The following is a 20651-nucleotide window of genomic DNA, read 5'->3' as shown; positions in this document are numbered from 1 at the left end:
GCTCTCGCAAATATGCCGTAAGCGGCCCGTCAGATATTGTCGGTGAGCGACCGAACCGGGTCGGTGAAGCCTGACGACGTGTCCGCTTCGGGCTTGAGTTGGGCCATCGAAGTTGACGTCAAGTCGTAGGCAATTGCTGCCTCCCTGGCTAGCCGGGCAGGGATAGACCAAGCATTTCGAGCCAACTTCGGAACCTGGTCTGACTGAGCACTAACGCGTGGATCTGGAAGTCTGATTGGCCGTAGAAACTACCGTCCGCCTTCTTGCTAGATGGGTCACCGGGTATCTCGGTCCAGCACATCTCATCTTGCGGCGTAATAGATAAACCGGCGATCAACCTGACGTCGTTTTCAGTGTCGCTCTCGCGTGCTAACTGGACAGCGATAGGGCGTCTCGCATGGGCACCGGCTATATAGTTGAGACTGTCCTTCCCACTGAGAGACGCTAGGCAAGGAGTGTTTTAACCAGCGCGTTTGTCGATGGTGCGTCGAACTTCTTCAACAGCTTTCCCCGAAAGACCTCGACAGTACGCGGACTGATACCCAACGCTATGCCGATTTCCTTGGCGGTCTGCTTCTGAATGAGTAAGGCCGCCACGTCGCGCTCGCGCTTGGTCATGGAATTCTTGGCTTCAGCGATCAATTTATTGGCGGAGCTTGCACCGCCCGACAGGCTCGCCGTGACATCCATCTCCGAGAAGAACCACAGTGCCTCGCGATATGGATCGTCCCGATGTTCGCTCACACCCGTCACGTTCACCCAGAATAATTCGCCATCGGTCCGTTGCATGGCGCGCGGCTCGGTGATTCGCCCGAACTTCTTCAGCGCTGGAATCACGCGCGCACCGAACCGTTCGAATGCCACGTCATTCGGATACAGGATTCGGACCGTCTGGCCGATCAATGCGTCGCTCGTGGCGCGAAACATGTCCAGGAATTGCCGGTTGCACGCGGAGATCACCCGCTGACGGGTGACCATCAGCGCAACCGGCGCGTGCGCGAACACCTGCTCGTAATCGATCGGCTCGGACCCGGGTGCGCTCGCGGGCATTCCTTTCATACAACCTCCTCGAAGTCAGGGTGATTCCGTACGTAACTGATACGTATTGTTATACGTATCTTGCACTCCTAGACTCCTACGTGCAATGACATTTAACCCGTTGATTTGGAGAAGGAAATGGACGACTACAAGAATCGCTCGTATGGCGCCGTCGAGATTGGCATGAAGGGTAAGGTGGGGATCGTCGTGGTGGACTATCAGCTCGCCTTCACCGAGTCGAAATACCCGCTCGGTGGCGCGCCGTTGGTGATGCGTGGACTGGAAAACACGGCCCGTCTTTTAAGGGTCGCTCGCGCGCACAACGTACCCATCGCGACATGTTTCACCGCTTACAAAACCGAGCGTGACATGCCGCACTGGAAAATTTCCGCGGTTCGGGATCAATTCAGACTTGATCATCCCAGCTCCGAACTGGACCCCCGCATATACGATAAAGAATACGACGTAGTGGTGTGCAAGTTCGGTCCGTCGATATTCTTCCAGACGCCGGTCGTTCCGTATTTCATCAGAGAGGGCGTTGAGACGGTCATCATCACGGGCTGCAATACGAGCGGATGTATTCGGGCATCGACCATTGACAGTTTCCAGTGGGGCTTCCGCACGATCGTTCCCGAAGACTGTGTCGGCGACATCGAGGAGGGCCCGCATCGCGACAACCTGCGCGATGTCGGCCGACGCTACGCCGACGTGTCGAGCGCAGACGAAGTGATTGCCTATATCAAGCAGTCGACGAAATAACGCCCGGCAAAACGATGGGCCGTATCGGCCCATAAAACCGCCCCGTCCAGAACAGCGTCCAGCGCAGTTGGCTGCGATTGGATAGCCCTTGCGCGCTCAATTTCCCGTGGAGAATTCCATGAATCAGGCCCCCACCGTTGACGGTACTCTCGAACCGGATGAGATCGAGCACAGCATGAAAAGGATCGCCGTTGCTAGCGTCATTGGCACGACGGTCGAATGGTACGACCTGTTCGTTTTCGCGACCGCCTCGGCGCTCGTGTTCAATAAGGTGTTCTTTCCCGGCTTTGTGCCATTGATCGGCACTTTGCTCGCGTTCGGCACGTTTGCGTCGGCGTATCTGGCACGTATCGTCGGCGCAGCGCTGTTCGGTCATTTCGGCGACCGGTTGGGGCGCAAGTCGATGTTGCTGGTGTCACTGTTGATTATGGGAGTCGCCACGTTTTGCATTGGACTCTTGCCGGACTATGCGTCGATCGGAATCTGGGCGCCGCTGCTGCTGCTCACGCTACGCATCGTGCAAGGTCTCGCGCTGGGCGGGGAATGGGGCGGGGCGGTATTGATGGCTGTCGAACACGCACCCGCGAACAAGCGTGGTCTTTACGGTTCCTGGGTGCAAATTGGCGTGCCGGCGGGCACGTTGATCGCCAACCTGGTTTTTCTGCTGAGCAATGCGGTGCTACCCGATGGTGCGCTGCTTGCGTGGGGCTGGCGCATCCCGTTCCTCGTCAGTGTGATGCTGGTCGGCGTCGGTCTGTACGTTCGACTGAACACGTCGGAAACACCGTCGTTCCGCAAGATCAGGAGCGCGCGCGCCCAGGTCAAGGTGCCGTTGGCCGAGTTGCTGGGCAAGCGCTGGAAACAGGTGGTGCTTGGAGGCATCGCGACGATGTCGACCGGTACGTCGTTCAACCTGATCGTTGCGTTTGGACTGACCTACGGCACGCAAACGCTGGGCTTTTCGCGCAACGCGATGCTGTCTATCGCGCTGATGGCCTGCGCACTTTGCATCGTGATGCTCCCAGTCTTCGGGCGGCTATCCGATCGGGTCGGCCGCAAGCCTGTGATTGTCGGCGGCATCATCGGCGAAGCCTTGCTCGCTTTCCCGCTCTTCTGGCTACTGGACACCCGCGAGTATGCCTTCGCACTTTTAGGGTACCTGCTGATGATGACGGCATTCGCCGCCAATTACGGGCCGATCGCCACCTTTCTCGCGGAACTGTTCGACGCTCAGGTCCGGTACTCCGGCCTGTCGGTGAGCTACATGCTGTCCGGACTGTTGGGCAGCGCGGCGACGCCGATCGTCACGACGGCTCTATTGTCGGCTACCGGGAAGGGGGCGTCGGTTGCGTGGTTTATGGTGGGGTCCGCGGCTATTTCGGCTGCTGCGCTGTTGCTGCTTGCGCAAACGCTCCGAAGGGGCCGGGGTGCGGCGATTCCACCCAGTTTTTGACCTCATGTATTTTGCTTGGCTGCAGCCGTGGATGGACTGTATCCGGTTTAAAAGGGGGCATGCGCGAGCCGTATCCATACGGTCCCACTGGGTAGTGGCAGCGATCCAACGGACCTTCACAGATTTAGAGATCTGTCAGTTCACATCTCCACTGATTCGAAGCGAGCGGGATGCCGATGGAGCTACCTTCTATGCCTGGTTGAATGGTGAGGACGGGCGGACGACCGTACCGCATCGGAGCGAATCGCCCGCGCTCCGTTAAAGGAAGTCTTCCGATGCGCGGGCAGCGTCTCCCAATCAGAGCCGGGGCGGTTGCTCAACCGGCGAACACACAGACGCGATCGTCTTTCCTGCCAGCACCTTCTTCACGAACGGAATCGAGTCTTCCAGCGATGAATTCACCGTGCCATTGTGCTCACGGTCTGCGTAGAGATGCGCCTCGACCGTGGTGCCTGCCGCGCACGCATCTTTCGCCAGTGACAGTTCTAGCGGCGCGAGCCCGTCGTTCGCGCCGATGCCGATGAACAGCGGCGCCTTCAGCTTCAATATCAACTATCGCAGCAGGGAGTACTTTAGCGCGACACGTCAGGCCGTGCCGCAATTTTGGCAGGCGGACTATACGGTAATGAACGCGCATGTGGCTTATACGTCGTCGAATCAGAAATACATTCTGACGGGGTACGTGACGAATCTGACCAACAAGGCCTACAAGAAACTGGAGTTGATTCCGTCGTACGGTGCTTACCCGGTGCTGTATGGTGATCCGCGTGTGTTCGGCTTAACGTTTACCGTGAAGATCTAGGAATCCCACGTATCAGGATGCTGAGGCTGTCTGCCAAAAGCGACGACCGTTCGGTCCTGTTGAAGCAAATTTAGGTTTCCGCCGGCAGGGGCGCACCAGTTAGCGCGCACATTTGAGGTGCGACCGCGCAAGAGTAACTTGGACTGCGGCTCCTGCCGTCCCGTCGGGTCCCGCGTTGCGGGCTAAGGCCGGAGAGTCGTTTACTTTGACATAATTAATTGTTCACCTTTAACGCTGTCCCCGTCATGTTCAAATGTTGATAATTTATATTATGTCAAGTTACAGGTTTCCGCAGAGAGTCGTCGACTGTTTCCCGAGATGATCCCGCGTGCACATATTCACCTGCCAACTCTTGCCCAGCAGGCCCATCGCAACACGCTCAGCCGGCAGCCTGGTTCAGCGAGCGTTCAGCGATTCCTGCGTGGCGCCCTTAAAGTGATCCGGGCGGCAACAGACATTGCGGGCTACGTCAGCGCTTTCGGAGTTGATGGAACACGGTATGGATCACTCACTTGTCACTGAGAGGAACTCAAATTGAAGTTTGTTATGCGCTTCTTTACGATCGTCCATGGGCTGATGGCTATTCTTTTCACCTGCGCGGCGTTGATGTTGATCGCGATTGCTGCTCGAATTGGATCGATTGCATTTGCGAGTCCATGGGACTCGGCAAGCGCACTATCCGTCATTGAAGCTCTGGGGGTGCTGGCTGGGGCCGTTGTCGCCTTGCAGATCGCTGAGACCGTCGTAGAGGAAGAAGTCATACGTGAGGCCGACGTGAGCGCGCCGACACGGGTGCGGCGTTTCATGTCGCGATTCCTGGTGGTTGTCGTCGTCGCGCTTGCCATTGAAGGACTCGTGGCAACGTTCAAAGCGCTTCACCAAGATTCATCGCAGCTTCGATATGCGGCGTTGCTGATTGCTTCTACAGCGTTGCTTCTCGCCGCCTGGGGACTGTTCGTCCACCTGAATCGGTCCGCGGAAGAATTAGAGCCCGAGGCGATGGAGGAAGTGAAACGCGAAGACAAGAACGTGTAATAGTCCAGTGCCGGATGTGCTAGCCGAGTGCGGGGCGTCCCGCCTCGCCACGGATAGCTGCTTCAAGAAAAGCCCCCCTGTCCTCAATGAACGAGTCAGCTCAGTTATCCATTTTCTTTAATTCATCCATCAGCGACATGGCGTTGGCCACCGCTTCGCCAAGCGCGGTATTGTCGAAAATACACCAGACCTCAACGTTTGAGCTCCGAGCTTCAACGATCCGCCCTGCGACTGCCTCGATGAAAGGTTCGTCGTATGCCGAATAGTAGATTTTCGGGGAACCGTGCAATCGAATATAAAGCGTATCTGCGTCACCCGCCGGTTCGACGCCGGGGACCGGTGCTGGATGCGCGCGCACACAAGCAACTCCGGCATCTTGCATCGCCTTTGCACCCTCCTCGCTAAACCAGCTGACATGCCGCGGTTCGCAGATGATATGCGCGGACGTGAAGTCACGTAGCAGCGAAAAGAAATCTTGTGCCATGGTTACATCCAGCGCAAAGCTGGGTGGCAATTGCAGCAGCAGGCACCCCAATTTTTCACCCAGCGACGTGATCTCGAGCATGAATTTTCTGACGGCGGCGTCTGCGTCCTTCAACCTGAGCTCGTGCGAAATCGTCCGCGGAATCTTGACAGAAAACCGGAATGCATCCGGCACGCTCGCTGCCCACCTGGCATAGGTTTTCGGGAGGTCTGGACGATAGAACGACGAGTTGATTTCAACCGAAGAGAAGATCTGCGCATACCGCTCAAGATGGCTACCCGGCGCAGGGAATTGCGACGCTATTTTGGTCGGCAGCCCCCATCCAGCGCATCCGATTCGCACCGGCGGTGTAGTGGGAAGGTTCCGGCTGTGACTAGCATGTGGCATGGCGTTGGTGGGACAAGGTAAGGAGTGAGGCAGGATGCCCGATGCTGCAAAGGCATGGACGGATTTATGTGCTGACCGCTTTCGCAATCGCGTACTCAGCACAAGGCACGAGTGCCCGGTGCAACGCGTTGCGCACCGCTCGCATCCTGCGTAACGAGTAAGACATATCAATTCTCCGGTGATGAAGAAGCCAAGACGGCTGAGGCACGGGAGCGCTGCTGCCGAATCTGACTACGCAACTCGCATTCCCAGTCCGAGGCCCTCATCGCAGACTGCCGGAGCACGCGGCGATCAGACGCGCGAGCGCGAAAAAATGAGTGACGTTCGCCGGCGTGTCGATCGCGGCGAAGCAAATAACACCTTTCGAGGCGCGCTAGTGCGACGCAGGTCTTATCACGGGATTACATGCGCCGTGGCACCGGCTCGCTTGTCATATTCGCGTAACAAGCGATCGGAATGCGCGCAGTCGCACGCGCTTGCGTTCGTATCCGATGCGCGAACTGCGCGTTGCCCTCTAGATTGCCGTTTGTCCCCGCACGTCCGAGCGTCGATCCCTCGAGCACTTCCCGGTCACGTGCGGCAGCGAGCTTGAGTCCGTGTCGAAGGTCCCCTCGGCGTGCGCAACTTCGAGTCCGTCTCCAGGCGGCAAGCGCAGTGAGAGCCATCATTGCCCCAGGTGACGCAGGCTCGACGGACAGGCCACATACCAGCGCATACACATCAGGATCACATCAAGCGGGTAATGCAGGCATTTGAGCACGCGCGCCACAGCCGCATTCATGGCCAACATCATCGATCGCGCCGTTCGTTTTGTCGACTGCAGCATAGCCGCCTTATTGCGACAATCGATTAGGCACGCCGTTGCAACCTGCCCCACCCTGATAGATGCAGGAACTTTCGCGTTCTGATACTAGACTGTGAAAACACGCTACGGCGCACCACATCGTTCCAGGAGAAAAGCCATGAGCATTCTGTTAATTGGCGCGAGCGGGCGAACGGGTCGTCTGATCGCCGAAAAATTGCATGCCTCCGCCATCCCGTTCCGCCCGTTGATACGCAACGCGGCAAAAAGCGATGCTTTCGAACGGTTCGGCGTCCGACCGCTCATCGCCGACCTGTCTGGCGATTTCGCGCATGTATTCAGCGGCATACATACTGTTATTTATGCCGCCGGCTCGGCAGAAACCGAGGGCGCGGAGCAGGAACGCCTGATCGACCGCGACTCGATCATCAAGTCGGTCGATTACGCAAAGCAAAGCAGCGTGGGTCTTTTTGTCGTCATCAGTGCATTGCTTGCGTACGCGCCGGAACGCTCGCAGCAAGCGCTGCAACACTACGCGCGAATGAAACGCGAATCGGACGACTACGTGATTGCCAGCGGGCTCGATTACCTTGTGCTGCGCCCCGGCACGCTGACAATGGAGCCGGGAACTGGAACCATCCAGATCGTGTCGGATGCCGATTCTCCGCGCGACCCGGTGGCGCGTGAAGATGTGGCCGAGGTCGTTCTCGATGCGCTCAAGGCGCGACTGGTGAACAAGGTAATTGGTTTTGCAGGAGGAGACGTGCCTATTGGAGATGCGCTAGCCCGCGTGTAGCCCTGCGAGCTGATCACGACATCAAATCCGCCTTCTCGACAAAGCCGGGATTTTCCCCTCGCCCTGCACGGCCAGTCCTTGTCCTTTAGCCTGTCGGCGCCACGTGCACAACGTCTGTTCAGCATCCCCATTTCTCTGGCCAGCACCGCACTCACAACGCATCGACCGTTGGACCTATTGCATACGCCATGAGCAGAAAATCGCGGCGTTCCAGGTGGCCTTGAAAGCGCTGATTAGATACCTGCTCGCAGGCGCTTTTCGGCCCCTCAGAAATCTATATTTCGAAATATGTAGGCCATAGCATGTCTACTCCGAATTCCATTCCCTATTAGCAACAACCTGGCCGATTCAGAGGAAATGTACATCGAGATGCTGACCGAACTCAGGGAGCAACGTTACATTCCCTGAAAGTTCTATCGGGCGAAGGCCAACGTATAAAGATTCGGCGACCGAAATTGACATGACCACGACGGCCATACCGGGCAAAACGCTGCGCAAGACACTACCGCCGGATAAGTCGTTAACCTGCACGTAAAATCATCAGACGATTTCCGCATACCTGGCCAACACGGCAAAATGAACAACACTCCGTAACTAATCTCTGTGCCGCCATAAAATGACAGGCTACGCTCCCTTCACGGTCTTATGGTTCGAGCGTTAAAAAACTTTCCCAGTCAGCTTACTAATTACTGTGGATTGCCAATGAAAAAAATGCTTATTTCCAGTGCCGCTGGCGTGCTTTTCGCTGCCGGGGCGTCGTCGGCATTCGCACAGAGCTCGGTCACGCTGTACGGCATCGTCGATGAAGCCATCCGGTATCAGACGAATGCGGGCCCGGGCGGCAACGACCAGGTCGCCATGACGTCCGGCCCGGAAACCCACAGCCGCTGGGGCCTGAGAGGCAGTGAGGATCTGGGCGACGGCTGGTCCGCAGTCTTCCGCCTTGAAAACGGCTTCGAAGCCTTTAACGGGGAACTACACGTCCCTGGCACACTGTTCAGTCGGCAAGCTTTCGTGGGCCTGTCGAACAAAACGTGGGGCTCGCTCACCTTTGGCAGGCAATATGCGCCGGCCTACGACACCTTGGGCGATATCTTCGACCCGCTGACCGTTGGCAACTATTGGCAAAACAGCTGGATGTATAACGGCATCGGCCCTTACCTCGAAGTCAACAACTCGGTTAAGTACAAGGGCAGCTTCCGTGGCCTGGATGTCGATGCCCTTTACGGCTTTGGCAACCAGCCGGGCACGGTCGGTCTAGGCGCCACCTATGCCGTGGAACTGACATACACGTACGGCCCCGCCATGCTCAACGCAGGCTTCCAGCAGGTCTCCGTTCCGACATCTGCGCCTGGTTCTTCGGTCGGCACGAGTGTCGGCAGCTTGGTCAACGGCGCCAAGACCAACTTCCTGCATATCAGCGGCGCGTTTCAGGTCACCCACGATATCCGCCTCCTGGCCGGCTGGCTGCGGGGGCAGGATCACACTGGTTTGACTGACAGCTACATGCAGCAATCCGGCGCGCCGACGCTGAAGGGTGGAAGCCCGAATCGTATCGACGACACCTATTACGTCGGTGCGAACTGGCACGCCATGCCTGCGCTGCTGTTTACGTTCGCCTACTACTACGGGCAGACGCGCAATGCTGAACTGCTCGACGGCACGCTCGGCAAGGGGGTGAACCAATCGGCCACCGTTCTCGCCGAATACTCCTTCACGAGGCGCACAGAAGTCTACGGGATCACGGACTTCGCGCGCGGCACAGGTGCCTTCTCCGCCGACTACCCCGGCGGGGTCAACGGCGAGGGCGTTCCGACTAACACTGTTGGCCGCACCAATCAGGTGGGCGTGGCAATCGGACTTCGCACGATTTTTTAAGGACGCGTTCGTATCCTCCGACGCGGACCCGCGCCGGAGGGTACGGGCCAGCGCAACAGCGTCAGCTCGTGCGCCCTTCTCTCGATGAGGCGAGTTTCCCGCCCGATGCTTTCAGCGGTATCTCTTGCGAACCCGCTACCCGACGTAGGCCATCGGCGAAACAGCCGGGTACGCTAAAGGTTTGACCACTGCGTCTGTCTGCACCTGGCGGGTGGCGTTCCTCTCGTCTGCATATAACGATAGCGCTCGATATTGTTTGTGTCATGACGACACACTCTCTAGCATCTCTTGTTCTTCATCTTGACCACTTCGAAATACATGAAAACAACCACGACGCTCAAAGGTGCATTGCTATCCGTTCTTCTGACTTGCGGCATCATGAGCGCACAGTCGGCGCTGGCAGCCGATCAAACGGTGCGTGTCGGCATCATGTCCGGTGAAGACGAGGACGTATGGCGCGCAGTCGCGCTCAACGCGGCCAAACATGGCCTCACCATCAAGGTCACGACGTTCTCCGACTACACGCAGCCGAACGAAGCACTGGCGCAACACGACCTCGACGCCAATTCGTTCCAGCACAAACCTTACCTCGACGCGCAGATTGCCGCGCGCCACTATGAGATCGTGCCGGTCGGCTATACCTATGTGCAACCGATCGGCCTTTACTCGCGCAAGGTGAAATCGGTCGCCGCGCTCCCGCAGAATGCCACGATCGGCGTACCGAACGATCCGAGCAACGAAGGCCGCGCGCTGCTGCTTCTGCAAGCGAATGGGCTCTTCAAGCTGCGTCCTGACGTTGGCCTGCTGCCGACCGCTCGCGACATCGCGGAGAATCCTAAGCACGTGCAGATCAAGGAGCTCGACGCGGGCATCGTCGGCCGCGCGATCGGCGATCTGGATGCAGCCGTGGTCAATACCGACTGGGCGATCAAGGCCGGTATCAAGATTCCGCAGGAGCGCATCGCGCAGGAGAAAGTACCGGGCAATCCGTATCGCAACTTCATCGCGGTCAACGCGAAAGATGCGAAGGCGCCTTGGGTGAAGGCACTCGTGGACAGCTATCAGCAGACCAACGTCGCGACGGCGATTCTGACCGTCTATCACGGTGCGACGCTGCCGGCATGGGAAGGCGCGCCGCAACATTGAGGCGCACCCGCTATCGATGCGCGCCGCAGGCTGAACAGCTCGCGGCGCGCTTCAACATAGCGCCGCGACAACCTCAGCGGCGCAGCAGCATGGCAAGCGAGCGATGCGCGTCGAGCTGCCGGTCGTAGCCGGCAAGCGCACCATCGACGCGGCGTAGCAAAGGCGGCGTGGCAATGGTAGTTGCATCGGACAGCGCCGTCGAACCGGACACCGGTGTAGCGCCGGCCAGACAGTAGCCAACGTCGCGCCGGGCGTTGATGCAGGTTCGTACCTTACCGGCGTCGATCAGCGTGGCGAGCGCGGCTTCGACGGCCTTTTCCGACACGCCGAACAGGCGGGCGAAAGTCACGGTCGTGTAGACACGGTTGTGTCGCATTTTCAGCATCAAACTATCGATTAACGGATTCATGCTCATCAAGGTCGGCCACTACAGATTTGAAATGAACGCCGCGCGCTGAACCTGCGCGCGGCCTGAATGGAAGCATGGCAGGCTTCGCAAAAATTTGGAAAGACCGAGTTCCGATATGGTTATGAAACGGGATATGAAACGGGTTATGAAACGCGACACGTCGCTACGTGCGTGTCAGTCGGCTCGCATGCTCTCGCGTGAGTGCATCGAATGCGCGAGGCGGCTCATCCATCAGCAGGAGTGACGGATCCGCATCGAGTGACTGTGCGAGTCCTGCGCACATGGCGCATGCCGCATTACGTCGCTCAATATGGCTTGTCGCCGAGAATGGTGGCGCGGTGCATGACGCGCCGCGCTGGGTGGTAGTCGTCCACCGCGTAATGGCTGGTCGAGCGATTGTCCCAGAAGGCCACGTCACCCAACGCCCACCGCCAGCGCACGCTGAATTCCGGGCGCGACTGGTGTGCGAACAGGAAGTTGAGTAACGCCTTGCCTTCTTCCTCGGGCAAGTTATCGATCTCGGTGGTAAAGCCTTCGTTGACAAAGAGGCCCTTGCGGCCGCTCTCCGGATGAGTGCGAACAACTGGATGACTCAACGGCGGGTTCTTGAGTCGTGTCTCATTCCAGCGCTGCCGGTCCGCTTCGGTCAGGCCAAAACGCTTGAGCGGAAAGCTCTTAGTGAAATCGTGCGTTGCCGTCAGTCCTTCCAGCAAGATCTTCAGCCTGTCGGATAGCACGTCATACGCGGCAAAGCTGCTCGCCCACAGTGTGTCGCCACCGGTTTCCGGCAACAGTCGCGCGACGAGTACGGCGCCAAGCGGTGGGGTCGCGGTGAACGTGACGTCGGTGTGCCAGATGGCGTTGTCTTTGAGGTCGAGAGTATCGGTATCCAGTACCATGATCTCGCGCGCCTCGGGATGCTGCGGATAGATGGGATGAGTGTGCAGATCGCCGAACTGCGCAGCGAAATCGCGCTGTTGCAGCGGACTGATAGTCTGGTTGCGAAAGAACAATACCTGATGGCGCGTCAACGCCTCGCGGATCTGGTCCCGCACGTCCTTATCGATAGGCTGGGCCAGATCGATGCCCTCCACCAACGCACCGAGCGCCGGCGTAAGACAGGTGAAATTCAAACTCACTCCACACTCCTTGAAAGCTTGATTCTGCCGGTAACGCACGCGCGCACACTCGCGCTGTTGTGCCGGATAGTGAGTCTTGACCTCGAAACTCACCTTCTGATTCTCCTGCAGCGACCTGAAACCTGTCGCCATGATGCATTCCTACGCGTTCATGAACAGCGCGACGGCTGTTCATCGATCCAAAGGCGTGCCCAGCGAGCCGCATAGGCCAAGGCAAGATCCGACTCGAAGAAGTAGTCGAGCTCGTCGAACACGAAAGCGGGCTTCAACAGCGACACCTCGTCCTGAATGACGAGATTGGCCGCGAACAGTCCACCGGGTAGAGCTTGCGCCGCGGGCGCCACTTCATAACCTTTGTAATGCATGCCCGATTGACCTCCGATACGTGACCACTAAAAGCAATGAGTCGAGGTTAACCGGCTTCTCGAGGCGGGAGAAATAAGCATTTGGCAAATGCAAACCCGTATTCATTCGTCGTTGCATAGATGGAAAGGGAGAGTTTCGATCGGGTACCGGCGGGCTTCCCGTCAAGAGGGCCATGCGAACGTGTGACGCGCATCGACCGAAATACGCTGCTTGACCTACATTGCCCAGGAAAACATATGTCCGTTGATGAGAGAGAAAAAGAACATAAGTGCGATTTCATCCCGGCAGTATCCTGTACCAGGACCGAATCAGCAGATCAATACGCGCTACGACGCCAAGCCGCTGTTCTGCATATCTATATGCAAAAAAATTGGTTCGATGCAGTCGCGTGATTGCAGACACTCGATATGTTCTCAATCGATCCGCCGACCATCATGAAGGGATTCGGATATCTTTCTCGTCGAACGCTCGACGACGCTACAGAAAACGCGTCAGCGCCAGCTGATTTCCCGCGCGCGTCCGTTAAGCGGGTAGGCACGGTGTTGCTAGTCGGCGCGATCCTGGCGTGCATTCACAGGGAAATTTCGGGTGCGAGCGATGGCTCGCTCTTTTCCGCGCTGACCGCCTATGCTAGCGACACCCTGCACCATCTCATGTCGATCCTGTTCAGCCGCGGCCCATGACCCAATCGGTCGAAGGATGTGAGCAACGGCGCGATCACCACCCGGGAGCACGATAATGGCCTGCGATGCCCAAGGCCTGCAGGTGACAGCGTCGGACGAATCCGTCGTTGCGCTCGACCGCGCCATCTCGGACTGCTTCGGCTGGAAGGGCGATCCTGTTGCCCGCTTGCAGGAATTACGCGAGCGTCGGCGGGATGGGCGACTATTCTTTTCACGCGATCTGACAGCGGATTACCCACTTTCACAAAACCGTCGATCGTGCCTCCTATCACGATGCGCGCCTGACTCAGGTTGCTTATATCGAGCTCGAGACTGACGGCTTCGCCGTAGGTCATCATGCCGCCGTGAGTACATCGCAAGCATTCGTCGGCGCGTTCGCGCCGATCATCCACCCTAAGCGGCGCAGTCAACAAACCAACCTCAATTCATTGCTGAATATAGAGGTCAGCAAAATTCCCCCTCAATCCCTCCCCAGTCGGCGCATAGTCCTTGACCTTCTTCGAAACGATCGTGATATTCGGATTCGCGCCAAACTCGATCGACGGGACGTCGTCATGCACGATCTGCTGGAACTGAATGAATAGCTGACGTCGCTTCACCTCATCGGTTTCCACCGAGGCGGCTTCAAGCAGCCGGTCCACTTCAGGATTCGAATAGTGTGCCGCATTGGAAAACGGCAATCCGATCTTGAAGTTCTTCGACCAGAACACGCGCTGCACGCCCACGGTCGGATCGAACACGTTTGCGAGTGCTTCGAGCGTAATGTCGAAAGCGCGATCCGTGTATGCCTTCTTCACGTAAGTTGCGAAATCATAGCTCTCGATCTCGCCGTCTATTCCGATGCGCGCCAGGGACTGCCGGACGAAGTCAGCGGCCCTTGGATCCTGGAACGGATTGAAGAGCAACCGCAGCTTGAACCGCTTGCCGTCCGCGCCACGTTTCAAGCCCGCTGCATCCAGCTCGGCGTTGGCCTGAGCGATGTCGTACGGAAAGTAATGGATATCGGCGTCGTGATACTTCGTGTTTGCCACGCCGATGGCTGCGGCGGAAACCTGACCGTAGTTATACCAAACGACACGGTTCAATGCGTTGACGTCGATCGCCTGCGATATCGCCTTACGCACGGCCTTGTCTTTGAGAACGGGCGTGTCCAGATTGAAGATCAGCTGTTGATGATTGCTCACGTACGGCCAGTTGGTCGTATCCACATTGAAGTTGGGCAACGCTGCAAACCGCTTGACGTCCGACAACGGAATGGCCTGGTCGCCAAGATTGGCTGCGCCCGATTCGAGCGCGGCGGCCCGAGCCGCACCGTCAGGAAGGAAGCGCACGATGATCTTGTCGACGTATGGCTTGGGTTTGTCCCAGTAGTCCGGATTGCGCTCCAGAAGAATATAGCTGCCGTGCACGAACGACTTATAAACGAAGGGACCCGTGCCGATCGGCGCGCTGTTGTACGGGTTGGACACGATGTCCGTTCCCTCGTACAGATGCTTGGGGATGATCGGCGACTCGGAACCCGACAGCGCGGTAATCAGAAACGGCGCCGGCTTCGACAACTCGATGATCGCGGTGTAGGGATCGGGTGTCTTGACGTCGGTCACGTTCGCGAACGTGCTTCGGCCACGCGGATGAACCTGCTTGAGCGTCAGAATCGAAAAGGCAACGTCAGCGGAAGTGAACGGTTTGCCGTCGTGCCACTTCACGCCGCGCCGCAACGTGAAACGGTATTGAAGCCCGTCCTTGCTGACCGACCATGCGCTAGCCAGCAAAGGTTGAGGATTGAGATCCTTGTCGTAAGTCAGCAAGCCCTCCACCACTTTCGGGCCGATCTCCGCGTTGCCCCCGGCGGTGGTGGTCAACGGAATGATCGACGCCGGTTCCGGCGTGACGAGCCATGTCAGGGTTCCGCCATGGTTCGGCGCTGCCAGCGCGGGCGAAGGGCCGGCGCCGGTCAGAGTGAAAGCGATCAACGCGGCAAACAGGGTTCCGCGCAGTCCGTTTTGCGTGCTCATACTTATCCTCTTTATTATTGAATAGCGGATAGTAAAGCTCGCCGAAAGGAACGAAAAACAAGCAAAAGTGATTAGCTTTGCATAGGCGGATGCTTCATTTACCGTCTGAATCTCGCTGACTTCCCCGCTCTTTCAGTGTCCTCCTCTTCCAGCGGATCAGATAAGAATAGCTACATTCGTTGGTTGTCCACGATGTTCGATATCTGCTAACTTCTGCTGCCTACCTAAGCGGATACCCTGCGCTGCGCCGGCAAAGGCTTTGCATGTCGAAGCATCGGACATGTCTGCGAAGATCGACAGACACCCCTCATCCAATCCTGGTCCTGAATAGATCGCCCTTGAGCCATTAATGAGCGCCCACGCTTCAGACATTGCGTTTGCCGGAAACGCCCCAATTACACCGCGCAAGTATTCCGCGGCACATATCATCCGCTCGGACGACGAGGCGATTCGCGTAGCGCAGGAGTTGGCCGCACGCTTCGCAATCGACGCCGCGCGGCGCGATAGCGAACGCATCTTGCCGTATGAAGAGATTAACGCCTGTTCGGATGCTGGCCTGTGGGCGATGACCGTACCCGCTGCTTACGGCGGCGCGCAGGTTTCCTACGCAACGGTTGGCCGCGTATTCGCCACTCTCGCAACAGCCGACCCGTCTATCGCGCAGATTCAGCAGAACCACAACAGTGCGGTTTTCTGGCTATCAAAACCGGCACCGATGAGCAGCGCGCGTTCTTTCTCGGTGAAATTCTGCGCGGCGCGCGCTTTGGCAACGCCAACGTCGATGTCGGCGGGCGACGGCCAACGGGCTCGACAATGACCATCGCGCCGGACGGCGACGGCTTCCGCTTGTCCGGCACCAAACTCTATTCGACCGGCGCGCTCTTTGCCGACTATGTGTCGACGATCGGCCAGGACGAACAGGGTCGCCGAATCGTCGCAATCGTCCCGGCAGGCCATCCGGGAATGCGAATTCTCGACGACTGGCAGAGTTTCGGCCAGAAAACGACCGCAAGCGGAACCGTCATTTTCGACGACGTCTGGGTGCCGGCACTCAACGTACTGCCGATTTACCGAAGCTACGCGGAATGGCCACAAAACGCGGTCACGCAGATAAGCCACGTGGGCATCGATGCTGGCATCGCGCGTGCGGCCGTCGACGCGACGATCTCATTCATTCGCGATCGCGATGCAGCTTCGCAGTCGAGCGGCATACCGCCAATCGGCGCAGACCCGTATGTGATCTTCCAGCTTGGCGAATTGAAAACGAGACTGCACGCGGCCGAAGCAATGATGGATCGCGCCGGCCGCGAGATCGATCGTTGCCTCGCCGATCCTGGGCTCGAGAGGATTGCCGAGGCGTCGATCGCCGTGGCGGAAGCCAAGGCGTTGACGACGGAAATTGCCATGGACGCCAGCAACAAGCTATTCGAATTAGCCGGCACCCGTTCGACGCATCCGTCATTCAATCTCGACCGGCATTGGCGCAACGCACGCGTTCACACGCTGCACGATCCCGTTCGCTGGAAATACGCGGCAGTCGGCAACTTCTATCTTAACGGCGTGCGGCCGCCGACCTCCGGGCAGACGTAAGCCCACGCGCAACCGCTCGCGCGCCGCACGCCGCTATTCCGTCAGATGGCACCGGTCGCCAATCGCTGCCAGAGTTGTTTTTGCTCAGGAGATATCCGCATGCCCGGACGTCGTCGATTTCTTGCCGCGGGAGTCGCCGCGCTTGCCGGTTCGACTCTCATCGCCCCAATGACAAACGCGCTTGCGACAGAGCGCGACACGATCACGCTGGGCTTCCAGAAGACCGGTATTCCGCTCGTCGCCAAGCAGCTCGGAGTGTTCGAGAAACGCTTCGAGCCGCGCGGCTTGCGCGTCAAATGGATCGAGTTTCCATCGGGTCTCACGTTGTTGCAGGCGCTCGACATGGGGGCGATTTCCTTCGGCAACTCCGGCAATGTGGGCTGCATTTTTCTGCAAGCGGGAGGCGGCCATATCGACTACATAGCGGCTCAACCCTCCGGGCCGAAAAGCGAAGGCATTCTCGTCAGAGCGGATTCCGGCATACACAGTCGTGCTGATTTACGCGGCAGGAAAGTGGGCTACGCAAAAGGTTCGAGCTCACATGATCTGATCGCGGCGGCGCTGGAGCAGTCCGGTGTGAAACTGTCGGAGATCAATAGCATTTCCCTTGGCGCCGCGGACGCCGCGTTCGCCTATGAAGGCGGCAATATCGACGCGTGGGTCATCTGGGATCCCTACTTTACGATCGCGCAACGACATACGCCTTCGCGCGTTCTGGCATATACCGGCGACGTGAAACCGAGTTCGGGGTTCCTGCTGGCGAACAGCGCGTTTGCCGCAGCGCATCCGGACCTTGTGCGCGAATACATCGACGGCTCGAAAGAGGCGGCCGAATGGGCGAAGTCCCATCCCGCTGAAGTCACTTCCACGCTTTCAGTCGCCACCGGCATCTCGCCCGACATCATGGCGGCGGTAAACAGGAATGCCAGTTTCGACGTCACAGTGCTGAACGCATCGCTACTGGACGCGCAACAGAACACTGCTGACCGGCTATTCGCTCTAGGCCTCATTCCCAGGAAGGTCAATGTGCGTGACATCGTCTGGAAGGCTCAATCGTGACAGGCTTAAAACTGGGAAGGATATGTGACGCCGGCTTAGGAGAAAAACATCTAAGCATATGGGGCGACGAAGATTAAACAAGGATGAACATCCGCGTTGTACCGCAATCACGCGGAGATACAATCCGAACGCAGTACTGCAAATTTAAAATTCCATTTCCAGACGCCGATTGTCAATTAATCCCGTGTAGTCCATGTGTCAACTCTTTGCGCTTAATGCGGCCGAGCCTACCGACATCACCTTTTCCTTCACGGGCTTCGCGGCGCGCGGCGGTTTGACGGACGACCACGTGGACGGTCGGGGCATCGCGTTTTATGAGGGAAAAGGATGCCGTCTGTTTGCCGATGACCGTCCGGCGTACACTTCTCCGATCGCCGCATTCGTCAAGGCGCACCCGGTGAAGTCGCGCAATGTGGTCGCTCATATTCGCAAGGCAACGCAGGGCCGTCCGAGCGTGGAGAACTGCCATCCATTCATGCGTGAATTATCGGGCTCGCAATGGGTCTTTGCGCACAACGGCGACCTCAATGCGTTTGAGCCGTTAAATTCGGGACCGTTTTCGCCCGTGGGAACCACGGATAGCGAAGCCGTTTTCTGCAGCATGATGAATACATTGGCGGCACGCTTTCATGGCGCTGCAATCCAGTTCGACGCCGTGTTCGACGCGCTTATCGCGATCGTGGAAGGCCTCAATCCGAGAGGGACTTTCAATTTCCTGCTGTCCAACGGCGAAGTGCAATTCGCCTACTGCTCGACGCGACTCGCGTATGTGACGCGAACGTGGCCGTTCACCAGCGCACGACTCGTCGATGCGGATCTGTCCATCGATTTTGCCGAGCGAGGCAAGCCGGAAGATCGCACAACGGTGATCGCGACTACGCCGTTGACGGACGAAGAGTGGATCATCTGCCGCCCGGGCGACCTCCTGATGTTCTCGCGCGGTGCATTGCAGCGACAAGCCTTTATTCCGGTTCCAGAACTTATAAGCGCATCAGTGTCAGAGACGGCGCACGAGGCGTCACGCCCAACGACCGATTGCGCTCTGGCGGCGCTGCCCTGAATCAACGCGCTGAAACTGAAAAGCTAAGCATAAAAAACTGTTTGTCATCGCCATGTCAACCGGCCTCTAATAGAAGGCTCGCCTTCGCGATGCGCCGACCTCGAGCATTTTTTCTCATGGCTGATATGGAACCGACATGGCTGACGTAACTTCTTCTCGCAACAGCTGTGTCTCTTCGAAATGGCTGCGTTCGGGTGTTTCGAAAGGCGCGCTCCACAGTTGGCTTTCGTGGCTCGTTCCCGTTGTGGTTCTGGTGCTTTGGGAGACTGCGGCGCGTCTTGGATTGATTGCGCCTCAGGTCCTCCCGGCACCGAGCAGTGTCGCCGAAACCGCGCTGGATCTGGCCAGAAATGGCGATCTGTTCGTTCACCTCGGCGTTTCGCTGCTGCGTGCCGTGGCGGGCTTCATAGTCGGCGGAGCGATCGGCCTCGTGCTTGGTGTCACGGTCGGCTTCTCGCCGCTGGCGCAGGCGCTTTTCGACCGTTCGATCCAGATGGTGCGCGCCATCCCTTTCCTCGCGATGCTGCCGCTCGTCATCGTCTGGTTCGGCGTGGGCGAGGTGGCGAAAATTTTTCTGGTCGCGCTCGCGGTGTTGTTCCCCATCTATATCAACACCATGTTGGGCATCCGTCAGATCGATCCGAAGCTGATGGAACTCGCCAAAGTCATCGGGCTCGATTGGACCGCGATCGTGCGGCGAATCATTCTGCCGGGAGCAATGCCGTCGATCCTCACGGGCGTACGTTATGCGCTCGCTCACGCCTGGCTCGCGCTCGTGATCGCCGAAACGCTCGCGACGACAAAGGGCATCGGCTTCCTCGCCATGGATGCCCGCGAATTCCTGCAAACCAATGTCATTCTGCTGACCATGATCATCTACGCGATCATCGGCGTCGTGGCCGACGCGCTGGTGCGGTTGCTTGAAACACGTTTCCTCGCGTGGCACGCGAATTACGCCAAAGGAGCGCAAAAGTGAGCGGAAGCATCGCACTGCCCCGTGATCCTGAAGTTTCGGCACTCGTCATCGAGGGTCGAGCCAGTCAATCCCCGCTCGGCGTATCCATACGCGGCTTGCGGCGCTGCTACGGCACGCGTGTTGTCATCGACGCGCTGGATCTCGATATACATAAGGGCGAATTCGTCGCCCTGCTAGGTGAAAGCGGCTGCGGGAAGACCACTCTGCTGCGCGCGCTGGCTGGGCTCGATCTGCCTGACGCCGGGCAGATCCGTGCGCCCGAACGCCCTTCTGTCGTGTTCCAGGAGCCTCGTCTGCTGCCTTGGGCAACGCTGTGGGAAAACGTCGCGCTCGGTCATGAAACAACGGTCGGCCGGGCCGGCGCGGCGCGCGCCCTGGCCGAAGTCGGCCTTGCCGGCCGCGAGAGCGACTGGCCGCGCAATCTGTCGGGCGGTCAGGCGCAACGCGTCGCGTTGGCGCGAGCTCTCGTTCGCGATCCCGCTCTTCTGCTGCTGGACGAACCGTTTGCCGCGCTCGATGCGCTCACGCGAATCAAGATGCACGGACTCGTCAAGGAGCTCGTCGCCAGACATCACCCGGGCGTGCTGCTCGTGACGCATGACGTCGACGAAGCGCTCACGCTCGCCGACAGGATTCTCGTCATGCGCTCCGGGCGCATCGCGGCGTCCTTCCGGCCAAAAAATGGCACGCCACAAGAACTGCGATCCACGCTGCTCGAAGAACTGGGCGTTCTGTCTCACTGATCGATTTCCTGTATTACTCCAAGGACCTGAA

At 58.3% G+C, this 20651-nt stretch carries 19 protein-coding genes and 3 pseudogenes; 13 read left to right on the top strand and 9 right to left on the bottom strand.

Translation table 11 applies throughout. From position 1 onward, the window contains the following. Positions 1-444: 444 nt before the first annotated feature. The gene (locus PQR54_RS08510) at positions 445-1050 is read right to left on the bottom strand and encodes a LuxR C-terminal-related transcriptional regulator (protein ID WP_408245018.1); all 606 of its coding nucleotides are present in this window, start codon (positions 1048-1050) and stop codon (positions 445-447) included. A gap of 126 nt (positions 1051-1176) precedes the next feature. Here PQR54_RS08510 and PQR54_RS08505 point away from each other — a divergent pair, with 126 nt between their 5' ends. Both PQR54_RS08505 and PQR54_RS08500 read left to right on the top strand, forming a co-directional pair. Beyond that, positions 1177-1797, top strand: coding sequence for an isochorismatase family protein (locus tag PQR54_RS08505; protein ID WP_408244926.1), 621 nt, complete (start codon positions 1177-1179; stop codon positions 1795-1797). Between the two features lie 118 nt (positions 1798-1915). Beyond that, the gene (locus PQR54_RS08500; RefSeq protein WP_408244925.1) at positions 1916-3250 is read left to right on the top strand and encodes an MFS transporter; all 1335 of its coding nucleotides are present in this window, start codon (positions 1916-1918) and stop codon (positions 3248-3250) included. 297 nt (positions 3251-3547) lie between these two features. On the opposite strand, the gene PQR54_RS08495 is transcribed toward PQR54_RS08500, so the two are convergent. Then, on the bottom strand, positions 3548-3802 hold the full coding sequence (locus PQR54_RS08495; protein ID WP_408244924.1) for an alpha/beta hydrolase: 255 nt from the start codon (positions 3800-3802) through the stop codon (positions 3548-3550). A gap of 73 nt (positions 3803-3875) precedes the next feature. Between PQR54_RS08495 and PQR54_RS08490 the strand changes: the two genes are divergently transcribed. Both PQR54_RS08490 and PQR54_RS08485 read left to right on the top strand, forming a co-directional pair. Next, positions 3876-4052: a hypothetical protein gene (locus PQR54_RS08490; RefSeq protein WP_408244923.1), complete on the top strand. Its 177-nt coding sequence runs from the start codon at positions 3876-3878 to the stop codon at positions 4050-4052. A gap of 534 nt (positions 4053-4586) precedes the next feature. After that, positions 4587-5087: a hypothetical protein gene (locus PQR54_RS08485; RefSeq protein ID WP_408244922.1), complete on the top strand. Its 501-nt coding sequence runs from the start codon at positions 4587-4589 to the stop codon at positions 5085-5087. Between the two features lie 100 nt (positions 5088-5187). Here PQR54_RS08485 and PQR54_RS08480 read toward each other — a convergent pair whose 3' ends face one another. Together PQR54_RS08480 and PQR54_RS08475 are read right to left on the bottom strand one after the other, a co-directional pair. Beyond that, the gene (locus PQR54_RS08480) at positions 5188-5958 is read right to left on the bottom strand and encodes a DUF72 domain-containing protein (RefSeq protein ID WP_408244921.1); all 771 of its coding nucleotides are present in this window, start codon (positions 5956-5958) and stop codon (positions 5188-5190) included. Positions 5959-6631: 673 nt separating this feature from the next. Further along, a pseudogene (locus PQR54_RS08475) lies at positions 6632-6748 on the bottom strand (IS6 family transposase); the annotation flags it as partial. A 172-nt stretch (positions 6749-6920) separates the two neighbouring features. On the opposite strand from PQR54_RS08475, the gene PQR54_RS08470 reads away from it, so the two are divergent. The 3 genes from PQR54_RS08470 (at position 6921) to PQR54_RS08460 (ending at position 10580) form a co-directional block, all read left to right on the top strand. Next, positions 6921-7556: an SDR family oxidoreductase gene (locus PQR54_RS08470; protein ID WP_408244920.1), complete on the top strand. Its 636-nt coding sequence runs from the start codon at positions 6921-6923 to the stop codon at positions 7554-7556. Positions 7557-8258: 702 nt separating this feature from the next. Next, complete coding sequence (locus tag PQR54_RS08465; protein WP_408244919.1) at positions 8259-9434, top strand: porin; 1176 nt, start codon at positions 8259-8261, stop codon at positions 9432-9434. A 318-nt stretch (positions 9435-9752) separates the two neighbouring features. Further along, entirely contained in the window at positions 9753-10580 is an 828-nt protein-coding gene (locus PQR54_RS08460; protein WP_408244918.1) for a MetQ/NlpA family lipoprotein, read from the top strand. Positions 10581-10653: 73 nt separating this feature from the next. Here the strand turns inward: PQR54_RS08460 and PQR54_RS08455 are convergent, their stop codons facing one another. The 4 genes and pseudogenes from PQR54_RS08455 to PQR54_RS08440 all read right to left on the bottom strand — a co-directional run bounded on the left by PQR54_RS08455 (position 10654) and on the right by PQR54_RS08440 (position 12493). Then, complete coding sequence (locus PQR54_RS08455) at positions 10654-10956, bottom strand: hypothetical protein (protein ID WP_408244917.1); 303 nt, start codon at positions 10954-10956, stop codon at positions 10654-10656. Positions 10957-11164: 208 nt separating this feature from the next. Beyond that, positions 11165-11263: pseudogene (tauB, locus tag PQR54_RS08450) on the bottom strand (taurine ABC transporter ATP-binding subunit); the annotation flags it as partial. A gap of 31 nt (positions 11264-11294) precedes the next feature. Further along, a complete protein-coding gene (tauD, locus tag PQR54_RS08445; protein WP_408244916.1) occupies positions 11295-12260 on the bottom strand; it encodes a taurine dioxygenase in 966 nt (321 codons plus the stop codon). A gap of 17 nt (positions 12261-12277) precedes the next feature. After that, positions 12278-12493, bottom strand: coding sequence for a hypothetical protein (locus PQR54_RS08440; protein WP_408244915.1), 216 nt, complete (start codon positions 12491-12493; stop codon positions 12278-12280). 393 nt (positions 12494-12886) lie between these two features. Between PQR54_RS08440 and PQR54_RS08435 the strand changes: the two genes are divergently transcribed. Beyond that, on the top strand, positions 12887-13177 hold the full coding sequence (locus PQR54_RS08435; RefSeq protein WP_408244914.1) for a hypothetical protein: 291 nt from the start codon (positions 12887-12889) through the stop codon (positions 13175-13177). 425 nt (positions 13178-13602) lie between these two features. On the opposite strand, the gene PQR54_RS08430 is transcribed toward PQR54_RS08435, so the two are convergent. Continuing rightward, the gene (locus tag PQR54_RS08430) at positions 13603-15192 is read right to left on the bottom strand and encodes an ABC transporter substrate-binding protein (RefSeq protein WP_408244913.1); all 1590 of its coding nucleotides are present in this window, start codon (positions 15190-15192) and stop codon (positions 13603-13605) included. Positions 15193-15541: 349 nt separating this feature from the next. Between PQR54_RS08430 and PQR54_RS08425 the strand changes: the two are divergent. From PQR54_RS08425 to PQR54_RS08405, 5 genes and pseudogenes are all read left to right on the top strand, one after another. Next, positions 15542-16782: pseudogene (locus PQR54_RS08425) on the top strand (SfnB family sulfur acquisition oxidoreductase). Between the two features lie 45 nt (positions 16783-16827). Then, the gene (locus tag PQR54_RS08420) at positions 16828-17841 is read left to right on the top strand and encodes an aliphatic sulfonate ABC transporter substrate-binding protein (RefSeq protein ID WP_408244912.1); all 1014 of its coding nucleotides are present in this window, start codon (positions 16828-16830) and stop codon (positions 17839-17841) included. Positions 17842-18034: 193 nt separating this feature from the next. After that, positions 18035-18901 (top strand): class II glutamine amidotransferase, encoded by an 867-nt coding sequence (locus tag PQR54_RS08415; protein WP_408244911.1) that lies wholly within the window; start codon positions 18035-18037, stop codon positions 18899-18901. Positions 18902-19037: 136 nt separating this feature from the next. Further along, on the top strand, positions 19038-19877 hold the full coding sequence (locus PQR54_RS08410) for an ABC transporter permease subunit (RefSeq protein ID WP_408244910.1): 840 nt from the start codon (positions 19038-19040) through the stop codon (positions 19875-19877). Then, the gene (locus PQR54_RS08405) at positions 19874-20620 is read left to right on the top strand and encodes an ABC transporter ATP-binding protein (RefSeq protein WP_408244909.1); all 747 of its coding nucleotides are present in this window, start codon (positions 19874-19876) and stop codon (positions 20618-20620) included. Before PQR54_RS08410 ends, PQR54_RS08405 begins: the two co-directional genes overlap by 4 nt. Positions 20621-20651: the final 31 nt, after the last annotated feature.

The organism is Paraburkholderia phytofirmans (genome assembly GCF_046028095.1).
Classification (GTDB): domain Bacteria; phylum Pseudomonadota; class Gammaproteobacteria; order Burkholderiales; family Burkholderiaceae; genus Paraburkholderia; species Paraburkholderia phytofirmans_A.
The sequence above is the reverse complement of the archived record's forward strand: the minus strand, read 5'-3'. Positions and strand labels throughout refer to the sequence as shown.